Raw genomic sequence first — 9,549 nt, 5'->3', positions numbered from 1 at the left:
GCGCGGCCATTACCGCGCCGCCGCTTTAACCCCTTTACGCCGTACAGAGAGCCCTCCGTGAGCGACACCAATCAAGCCCGCATCGTCCATTTCAAGAACCTGTCCACGCTGGTGGCGTGGGATGCCGAACTAGGTTCGCACGTCTACATCGAAAACGCCGACCTGGTGATACGCGGCAACACCGTCATCCACGCAGGCCCCGGTTATGCGGGAGCTGCCGACAGCGTCGTGGCGGGGGGCGGCCTGATGGCGATGCCGGGGCTGGTCAACGTGCACACCCATCCGTCGTCGGAACCCGGCAACCGCGGGTTGCTGGAAGAGCTGGGCAGCGACAAGCTGGGCCAGAGCTCGCTGTACGAATACATGCCCGTGTTTCGCATGGGCATCGAGACCGCGCAGTACGCCAACCAGGTCGCGGTGTCCGAGATGCTGTTGTCCGGCGTCACCACGTTCGTGGACATGTCGTTGCCGCGTCCAGGCTGGGCCGATGTGGTGGCGGGTACGGGAATTCGCGGCGTGCTGGGACCCATGTTCCGGTCTGCCGCATGGCGCACGACCGACGGCCATTCGGTGGAGTACAGCTGGGATGAAGCCGGCGCCGTCAAATCGTTCGAGGCCGCCCTGGATGTGGTGGACAGCGCCATCAACCATCCCAGCGGCCGCCTGAGCGCCATGCTGTGCCCGTCGCAAGTCGACACGTGCTCGCCTGAACTACTGAAAGAAGCGCAGGCCGCCGCGCGCCGGCTGGGCATCCCCATGCAGATACATGCCGCGCAAAGCGTGGTGGAATTCTCCGAGATGACGCGCCGCCACGGTCGCACGCCCATCGAATGGCTGGACGACCAGGGCCTGCTGGACCAGGACCTCATCATCGGCCACGGAATCTTCCTGAACGATCATCGTGCGCTGTACTGGCCGCATGCCGATGACTTTGGCCTGCTGCAGCGGTCGGGCTCGCACGTGGCGCACTGTCCCACCGTGTTCGTGCGCCGCGGCATCGCGTTGAGCTTCCTGGGCCGCTATTTGCGCGCCGGCATCAATGTGGGCATCGGAACCGACACCTTTCCGCACAACATGTTGGATGAGATGCGCCTGGCCTGCTATGTGGCCCGATTGCAGGCCGGCCACTTCCGCGCTGCGTCCACCGAAGAGGTGTTCAACGCCGCGACGGTGAACGGCGCCAAGATGTTGGGCCGCGAAGACATCGGCCGCATCGCGGTCGGCGGCAAAGCCGATTTTTCGCTGGTCGACCTGTCGCATCCTTATATGCGCCCCGGCCGAGAGCCGCTGCGCAGCCTGATCTATTCAGCCGGCGACCGCGCCGTCCGCGATGTGTACGTGGACGGCGAGCAGGTGGTGAAAAACGGGCAGCTGCTGACGATCGATATCGAACGCTGCATGCAGGAAGTGGAACGCGCCCAGGCGCAGACGATCGCGACGGTGTCGCAGCGCGACTACGCGGGCCGCAACATCGACGCCATGTCGCCGCGCGTGTTTCCGATTCGCTCGTAACGGAGAAGTTCGATGAACGAAACACTACTGGCGGTTGAGGGTCTGAGCGTGGAGTTCGGCGCCCGCGCCAAACCCTACCGCGCGGTGAAGTCGTTGGATTTCACTATTGGCCGCGGGGAAACGGTAGCGCTGGTGGGCGAGTCGGGCTCGGGAAAATCGGTCACCGCGCTTTCCATCCTGCGCCTGATTGAACGGGCTGGCGGCCGGATCGCCCAGGGCGCGGCCCGCTTCGTGCCGCGCGATGGCCGGGAAGTGGACCTGTTCAAGCTGCCCGAGTCGGAATTGCGCCGCATCCGCGGCAACGAGATCTCGATGATCTTCCAGGAGCCCATGACGTCGCTGAATCCGGTGATGACGGTGGGTGAACAACTGGCCGAAGTCTATCTCCTGCACCAGGACATTTCGCGCGAGGAGGCCTGGACGAAGGCCGAGGCCATGCTGGTGGCCGTGAAGATGTCCGAGCCAAAGCGCCGCATGACGCAATACCCGGGTGACCTGTCCGGTGGCATGCGCCAGCGCGTGATGATCGCCATGGCGTTGGCCTGCCGCCCGCAGCTGTTGATCGCCGACGAGCCGACGACCGCGCTGGACGTCACCGTGCAGGCCGAGATCATCGACCTGATCCGCGACCTGCAGCGCGAAGTCGGCATGGCCGTGCTGTTCATTACCCACGACATGGGGGTGGTGGCCGAGATCGCCGACCGCGTGGTGGTGATGCGCCATGGCGACAAGGTCGAGGAGAACGCCACCGTGGCGCTCTTCGATGCCCCGCAGCAACCCTATACGCGCGACTTGCTGGCCGCCGTGCCAAAGCTGGGCGATGGTTCGCCCGACGAGGCCGTGGTGAAGGACCGGCCCAATGTGCTGGAAGTGACGGGCCTGGCCAAGCGCTTCCCCGTGAAGGCGGGCACGTTCGGCAAAGTGGTGGCCAATGTGCACGCGGTGGAGGGAGTGTCCTTCAATCTGCGCGCCGGCGAAACGTTGGCGCTGGTAGGCGAATCGGGATCGGGAAAATCGACCACCGGACGCCTCCTGATGAAGCTGGTGCAGCCCACGGAAGGGGCAATCCGGTTGATCGGCCAGGACGTCACGCACATGTCGCCCGACAAGATGCGCGATATGCGCCGGCATATCCAGATGATCTTCCAGGACCCCTATGCCTCGTTGAACCCGCGCCTGCGTGCATGGGATCTGGTCAGCGAGCCGCTCAAGGTCCATGGCGCGCTCACGCGCGAACAGCGCCGCGAACGTGCGGCGCAATTGCTGGAGCGCGTCAGCCTGCCACGCGAATTCCTGGACCGCTACGCGCACCAGTTTTCGGGTGGGCAGCGCCAGCGCCTATGCATTGCGCGCGCGCTGTCGGTGAACCCGAAGATCATCGTGGCCGACGAGCCGGTTTCCGCGCTGGACGTGTCCGTGCAGGCGCGCGTGATCGAATTGATGAAAGAGTTGCAGGCCGAGATGGGCTTGTCCTATCTGTTCATCTCGCATGACATGGCGGTGGTGGAGAAGGTCAGCCACCGCGTCGCGGTGATGGTCATGGGCCAGATCGTCGAGATCGGGCCCACGCAGGAAGTGCTGCACCGCCCGCGGCATCCGTACACGCAGCGCCTGCTGTCGGCGGTGCCGATCCCCGATCCGGCGCGCCGTCACCAGCGTGCCGTGCGCGCCTCGCGCGACATTCCCAGCCCCATCCGCAAGGTGGGCGACAACCCGCAAGTGCCGCAATTGGTGCAGGTGGCTGCAGGGCACTTCGTGCAGCAGGCAGCCTGACAGGTTGTGCGTACTGCAGCGCAACGCACACAACCCACCTGCTCTTAATGCTTCCTAACGGCCGAACAACCGCCCCGTCGCCATCGCCACCGCGGCTTGCGTCGGTTCCACCACTGGCAGCCCGCATGCGTCTTCCAACCGGTCGCGCAGGTCGGCCATGCCGGCGCATCCCATGATCAGTACATCGGCGCCGTGCTCGTCGCGCAAGGTTTCGCCAACGGTCACCATGCGCGTGAACGCCTGGTCCGCGTTGGCCAGGTCGCTGACCTTCATGTCCAGCGCCCGTTCCGCGCAAATACGGTCGGCTACGCCCATCTGGCGGAAATAGCGCAGGTGGCGAGGAATGGAGGCGCTGGCGATGGCGATCACGCCGATGCGGGTGGCTATGCTCATGGCTGTCAGTACCGAACATTCCCCGATTCCCAGCACGGGCGCCGCCACCAGCTCGCGCAAGCCATGCAGCCCAGGGTCACTGAAGCAGGCCACGACGAAGGCGTCGGTATCGGCCGCCTCTTGCAGGAACAGCTGCTTCATCGGCGCGATGCTGGCGTCGGCTTCGGCCTGCGTCTGGATGCCGGCCGGGCCGTTGGTGGAGGTAACGCAGCGGAATGCCAGCGGCAGGCGTCGGAACGGCGTGACCGCGCGGGCAATGGCGTCGGTGACGTGGCTCAGCGAGTTGGGGTTTACGAGCGTGATGCGGGCGTTGGGCACGATTGAGTAGAATCCCTGCAAAAGAGGTGGACACGTGCAGTGCACGTAGCGCCCAGGTCAAGAGGAAAGAGAAGCAGCATGTCGGAATTACCTGGAAAGGTCAGGTCGGGGCCGTTGAACCTGCGGCAGATCGAGGTGTTTCACGCCATCATGATCACCGGTTCGCTCAGCGCCGCCGGGAGGCTGTTGCATGTGACGCAGCCGGCCATCAGCCGGGTGCTGGCGTCGATAGAGCTGCGCTTGGGCTATGCGTTGTTTGAGCGCTTCAAGGGCCGCCTGCACCCTACCAAGGAAGCGCGCAAACTTTTCCAGGAAGTGGAATCGATTCAGGCGGGCGTCAACCGCCTGAACGATATGGCCGCTGGCCTGGCTGGCCATGGCGGCGGATGGGTTAGCGTGGTGTCCAGCCCCAGCTTCGGCGAATGGCTGATCCCGGCTGCCACGGCGAAATTCTGCGCCCGCAACCCCGGGGTGCGCATTCGCTACCGGCCGTTGGGCATGGATGCGTTGCTGCCCCAGTTGTTGCTGGGGCACGCGGACATCGCGATTTCCACGTTCAAGCCTGAACACCCCAACCTGATCACCAGCGAGCTCGCGCAGGGCGAGATCGTCTGCGTGCTGCCCGCCGGTCATCGGCTGGCGAGAGAGAGCATCATCGAGCCGGCGATGCTGGCCGGCGAGATGCTGGTGGGGTATGGGCGTGACACGCCGCTGGGCGAAACCTTGTTCAACTATCTCGAGCCGCTGGGGCAGGCGATCACGCCTGCCATCGAGGTGCGCTCCTCCCAGACGGCATGCTCGTTCGTGCGCCAGGGCGTCGGTGTGGCCCTGGTGGACTCGTACGGCCTGACGGACGCGCTGATGCACGGCATCGTGGTGCGTCGTATCGAGCCAGCGATTCCGTTGTCGGTGCACGTGTCCCATTCCCGGATCGAACCGCCGCCATCTATCGCCAAGGCGTTTCTGACGCAGTTCTCCCTGATCGTCAAGAAAGAACTGCCTGCAATGATGCAGGCAATCATCAACCGGCCTTAGACGACTTCGGGCACGGGCAGCGGTTCACCAGCGCCGGTGCGCTCGGTGATCAGCTTGTAGTGTTGCGGGCTGCGGTGTTTGGCGAAGTTGAAGACGTGGTCGCGGAAGGTCTGGCCCATCCCCAGGTCAATCTTCGCCGTGATCACTTCGTCTTCTTCGCCGCTGGAACGGGCCACGATCTCGCCGGACGGCGCCACGATCATCGAGCTGCCGATCATGTGGTGGCCGTCTTCATGGCCGCACTTGGCGGCGGCGCCCACCCAGACCGCGTTCTGGTAGGCGCTGGCCTGCAGCACGATCTCGTGCGTGGTGGTGCGCCAGTGCACGGGCTCGTCCCAGTGGATGTTCAAGGACGGTGTGTTGTAGCCCAGCACGATCAGTTCGGCGCTTTGCAGCGACATTACGCGATACGTCTCGGGCCAGCGGCGGTCATTGCACAGGCACATGCCAATCTTGACGTCGTTGGTGTCCCACACGCCGAATCCCAGGTCACCCACTTCGAAGAACTTCTTCTCCAGATGCTGGAACGGCGCGTCGACCTTGTGGTCCGAGTGGCCGGGCAGGTGGATCTTGCGGTATTTGCCGATGATCTTGGCGCTGCGGTCCACCAGGATGGCCGTGTTGAACTGGCGGCCTTCCGGCGTCAATTCGGCATATCCCAGGTAGAAGCCGATGCCCAGCTCCAGCGCGGCGTCGAACAGAGGCTGGACATCGGCGTTGGGCATGGTCTTTTCAAAATAGCGCTCCACGGCTTCCGCGTCTTCCATCCAGTAGCGCGGGAAGAACGTCGTCAGCGCCAGTTCCGGGAACACGACGAATTCCGCCTTGCGGGCGGCGGCCTCGCGCATCATCTCGACCAGGCGGCGCACGACCACCGCGCGGGTGTCGGCCAGGTTCACGGCGCCCATTTGGGCGACCGCCAAGCCCATTCTGCGGGAGGGGGTTGCATTGCTCACGATATCAATCTCCAGGTGTTCTTATCGAATGGGGTTCAACTGCGAAGCGCCGCGGGTCACGGCTCGATCACGTTCGGGAAAATCTTTCGCAACAAGGCGGCGCGCGGCGAGATCTCGCGCGTCTTCTGCAGCGGGGCGGGCAGGCCGCGGGCGATGAAGCGGCCACGACCGCGTTCGGCCTGCAGCACGCCGTTATCCACGATGACCTCGCCGCGGCTCACCACGGTAGTGGGCCAGCCGGTGACCTGGCGGCCTTCGTAGGGCGTGTAGCCAACGTTGTCGTGCAGCGCGGTGGCCGAAAGTGTCACGGTGCGCTCGGGATCCCAGATGGCGATGTCGGCGTCCGCGCCCACGCAAATCGTCCCCTTTCTCGGGTACAGGCCATACATGCGGGCGTGGTTGGTGGACGTGAGCGCCACGAATTGCTGAAGCGTCAGGCGGCCGCTGCGCACGCCTTCCGAGAACAGCAGCGGCATGCGCACTTCCAGGCCGGGCAGGCCATTGGCGATCTGCTTGAACGTGGTGGCGTCCCCTGCGGGCAACTTGCCGGATTCGTCGTAGCGGTACGGCGCATGATCCGACGACAGCAGCGCAAGCGTGCCGCTATCCAGGCTTTGCCATAGCGCCTGTTGCGACATCGGATCGCGCGGCGGCGGGCTGCAACAGAACTTGGCGCCTTCGACGCCGGGGATGTCGATGTCCTCGGCCGTCAGCAGCAGGTAGTGCGGGCATGTTTCGCCGTAGACCGGGGCGCCCAGCGTCTGCGCGGCGTGGATCGCCTGCGCGCCGCCCTGCGTGGAAACGTGCACGATCAGCACGGGCACTTCCAGCACGGACGCAAGGCTGATGGCACGCTGGGTGGCCTCGTTTTCCGCGATGGGGTCGTGGCTGACCGCGTGGTATTTCGGTGCGGTGAGGCCCGCGGCCAGCAGGTGGCGCGCGATCCAGCTGATCACATCGTTGTTTTCGGCGTGCACCATGGGGAGAGCGCCCTCGCGCGCGGCAATCGCGAACACGTCCAGCAACTGCTTGTCGTCCAGCTTCAGCTTGTCGTAGGTCATGAAGACTTTGAACGACGTGACGCCGGCGCGGATCAGCTCGGGCAAGTCGTGGTTCAGCGTCTGCGGCGTGGGGTCGGAGATGATCAGGTGATAGCTGAAGTCGATGACCGATTTCGCGGCGGCCGAGGCGGCGTACTCATCTGCCACCTGGCGCAGCGATTGCCCGCGATGCTGCGCGGCGAACGGTACGATGGTGGTGTTGCCGCCGTGGGCGGCGGACACGGACGCGCTGTACCAATCGTCGGCGCACGGTATGCCCATGCTGGAAAGCTGTTCGACATGGCAATGGCTGTCGATGCCACCGGGCATCACCAGGCGGCCCGTCGCGTCGATGGCGCGCTTGCCGGCGGGAAGCCGGGCCGAGACGGCGGTGATGACGCCGTCGACGATGCCGATGTCGCCAATGAAGTCGGCATCCGCGGTAACGATGCGGCCGTTGTGCAGAGTCAGGTCGAAATCGGTCATGAAATGTCTGGACGCAAGGGTTGCATGCCGTGGTGCGTCTGAGGACGGGCGCGGCTGAAGGTGCAAGCATGCATGCGCCAGCTGAAATCCGATACCGCGCAACGGCGCGCCGCGGCTGGCGGCGGCACGATGGCGAATTTCCGCTAAGACACTGATTGGATTGAGGATTCAGGGGAGGGCAGCATCGGCCCCTTGCCCCATGCATAACGCTGGATCATGGACGCTATGCAAACTTTTATATCGGGTTTCCCCGCGCTTTCCATCAGATCGACCCACGCGCCTGCGGCCTAGAACGCCTTGAACGTCTTCAGGTGAATGCTGGTTTCCGTGGCGGAAATGCCCTTCAGCGTGCGCAGGCGGTCCAGCACTTCGGACAACTGTTCGATGGTGGGCACGCGCAATTCGGCCAGCAGGTCCCAGCGGCCGTTGGTGTCGTGCAGGCCCGCGACGCTGGGTTCGCCCATCAGCAGGTTCACGATCTTGCGGGTTTCATGGCCTTCGACGGCGATGCTCATCCAGGCCACGATGTCTTCGGTTTCGACCTCGGGGCGCAGCCGCACGGTGTAGCCGACGATGATGCCCCGCTCTTCCAGTTTGCGGATGCGGTTGTCGATGGTACCGCGCGACACATCCAGCTTCTTCGCCAGCGTGGCGACCGATAAGCGGGCATTGGCGCGCAGCAGCCCCAGCAGGCTCTGGTCTAACGTGTCCATTGTGAAAAGTGCTAAATATCGCTGTCGTATTGCCAGAATCTTAGCGTTTCGTATTGAATGTTGTCACTATGAATTGGTTTGGCCGTCCGCCAGAATTTCTATTCCATAACTAGGGGAGAACATTTTGACGACACTGCTGACGACTTCGGACGTAGCCAACATCGTGGCCCTGCAAGGGCCGCGCAAGGTCTTCACCGACCTGCTGGACTATGTGCTGGCCGATTTTCTGCGATGGCAGGAATTCGATAAATGCCCACGCGTGGCCAGCCATTCCGCCGCCGGTGTCATCGAACTGATGCCCACCGCCGACAACGAGCTCTACAGCTTCAAGTTCGTGAACGGCCACCCCGGCAACCCGCTGGCCGGTCTTTCGACCGTGATGGCCTTCGGCGCCCTCGCGCAAGTCAGCACGGGCGAACCGCTGCTGATCAGCGAACTGACCCTGACCACCGCCTTGCGCACCGCCGTGACCTCTGCCTTGGCCGCGCGCGCTCTGGCCCGGCCGGATTCCCGCACGATGGCGCTGATCGGCAACGGCGCGCAGGCCGAATTCCAGGCGTTGGCGTTCCACTACATCCTTGGCATCGACGCGCTGCACGTCTATGACGTGGACCCCGAGGCCACGCGCAAGCTGGAAAGCAATCTGGCCGCCGTCGCGCCGTCCCTGCGCGTGGTGCGTTTCGACGGCACGGCCCAGGCCGTGCAGGGCGCCGACATCGTCACCACGGTAACGGCCGACAAGGCCTACGCCACCATTCTGACGGCCGACATGGTCAAGCCCGGCATGCACATCAATGCCTTGGGCGGCGACTGCCCGGGCAAGACGGAACTGCATGCCGACGTACTGCGCATGGGGCCGGTATTTGTCGAATACGAACCACAGACGCGTATTGAAGGCGATCTGCAACAGATGCCCGCTGATTTCGCCGTGACGGAGCTGTGGCGTGTCCTGACCGGGCAGCGCGGCGGCCGTCAAAGCGCTGCCGACGTGACCATCTTCGACTCGGTCGGCTTCGCGCTGGAAGACTTTTCTGCCCTGCGTTGGCTGCGCGATAGCGCGGCCCGGCACGGCATCGGCGCTTGCATTGAAGTGGCGCCGCAATTGCAGGACCCCAAGAACCTGTTCAACGTGGTGCGCACGGCCCGCAGCGGCCAGCCCGCCCTGGCGCAACGCTAGGCTCGGGCGGTTTTCGCCAAAAAAAGACGCCCGTTGCCGATGGTGGGCGTTTTTTTCTGGGTGGAAGGGCGGGTTGCGGTTACATTGCCTTACGCGCTGTTCTCCGTCTTGGATACGCGCGGTGCCAGCGTCCCCTTCCTTGATGT

General features: G+C 64.3%; 8 protein-coding genes. 4 read left to right on the top strand and 4 right to left on the bottom strand.

The genetic code is table 11. The features are described from left to right. Positions 1 to 57 precede the first annotated feature (57 nt). Together ACE039_RS12715 and ACE039_RS12710 are read left to right on the top strand one after the other, a co-directional pair. On the top strand, positions 58 to 1,512 hold the full coding sequence (locus ACE039_RS12715; RefSeq protein ID WP_485822528.1) for an amidohydrolase family protein: 1,455 nt from the start codon (positions 58 to 60) through the stop codon (positions 1,510 to 1,512). 12 nt (positions 1,513 to 1,524) lie between these two features. Next, complete coding sequence (locus ACE039_RS12710; protein WP_485822527.1) at positions 1,525 to 3,285, top strand: ABC transporter ATP-binding protein; 1,761 nt, start codon at positions 1,525 to 1,527, stop codon at positions 3,283 to 3,285. Between the two features lie 54 nt (positions 3,286 to 3,339). Here the strand turns inward: ACE039_RS12710 and ACE039_RS12705 are convergent, their stop codons facing one another. Then, the gene (locus ACE039_RS12705) at positions 3,340 to 3,996 is read right to left on the bottom strand and encodes an aspartate/glutamate racemase family protein (RefSeq protein WP_485822526.1); all 657 of its coding nucleotides are present in this window, start codon (positions 3,994 to 3,996) and stop codon (positions 3,340 to 3,342) included. A 78-nt stretch (positions 3,997 to 4,074) separates the two neighbouring features. Between ACE039_RS12705 and ACE039_RS12700 the strand changes: the two genes are divergently transcribed. Next, a complete protein-coding gene (locus ACE039_RS12700; protein ID WP_485822525.1) occupies positions 4,075 to 5,031 on the top strand; it encodes a LysR family transcriptional regulator in 957 nt (318 codons plus the stop codon). Here the strand turns inward: ACE039_RS12700 and ACE039_RS12695 are convergent. The 3 genes from ACE039_RS12695 to ACE039_RS12685 all read right to left on the bottom strand — a co-directional run bounded on the left by ACE039_RS12695 (position 5,028) and on the right by ACE039_RS12685 (position 8,226). Then, positions 5,028 to 5,960 (bottom strand): N-carbamoyl-D-amino-acid hydrolase, encoded by a 933-nt coding sequence (locus tag ACE039_RS12695; RefSeq protein WP_485822579.1) that lies wholly within the window; start codon positions 5,958 to 5,960, stop codon positions 5,028 to 5,030. The two genes, ACE039_RS12700 and ACE039_RS12695, sit on opposite strands and share 4 nt — an antisense overlap. Before the next feature lie 83 nt (positions 5,961 to 6,043). Then, a complete protein-coding gene (gene hydA, locus ACE039_RS12690; protein WP_485822524.1) occupies positions 6,044 to 7,513 on the bottom strand; it encodes a dihydropyrimidinase in 1,470 nt (489 codons plus the stop codon). A 287-nt stretch (positions 7,514 to 7,800) separates the two neighbouring features. After that, positions 7,801 to 8,226 carry an Lrp/AsnC family transcriptional regulator gene (locus ACE039_RS12685; RefSeq protein ID WP_006226764.1) on the bottom strand — a complete coding sequence of 142 codons (426 nt, stop codon included), beginning with the start codon at positions 8,224 to 8,226 and terminating at the stop codon, positions 7,801 to 7,803. A 124-nt stretch (positions 8,227 to 8,350) separates the two neighbouring features. Between ACE039_RS12685 and ACE039_RS12680 the strand changes: the two genes are divergently transcribed. Next, positions 8,351 to 9,403, top strand: coding sequence for an ornithine cyclodeaminase (locus tag ACE039_RS12680; protein WP_485822523.1), 1,053 nt, complete (start codon positions 8,351 to 8,353; stop codon positions 9,401 to 9,403). Positions 9,404 to 9,549 lie beyond the last annotated feature (146 nt).

The organism is Achromobacter maghribensis, assembly GCF_057334215.1.
This window is presented reverse-complemented; position numbering and strand designations above follow the sequence as displayed.

Bases quoted from the DNA above. Each gene is read 5' to 3' on its own strand.
- ACE039_RS12710 (WP_485822527.1), top strand. From the start codon at position 1,525: ATGAACGAAACACTACTGGCGGTTGAGGGTCTGAGCGTGGAGTTCGGC.
- ACE039_RS12700 (WP_485822525.1), top strand. From the start codon at position 4,075: ATGTCGGAATTACCTGGAAAGGTCAGGTCGGGGCCGTTGAACCTGCGG.
- ACE039_RS12695 (WP_485822579.1), bottom strand. From the start codon at position 5,960: ATGGGCTTGGCGGTCGCCCAAATGGGCGCCGTGAACCTGGCCGACACC.
- hydA (WP_485822524.1), bottom strand. From the start codon at position 7,513: ATGACCGATTTCGACCTGACTCTGCACAACGGCCGCATCGTTACCGCG.
- ACE039_RS12685 (WP_006226764.1), bottom strand. From the start codon at position 8,226: ATGGACACGTTAGACCAGAGCCTGCTGGGGCTGCTGCGCGCCAATGCC.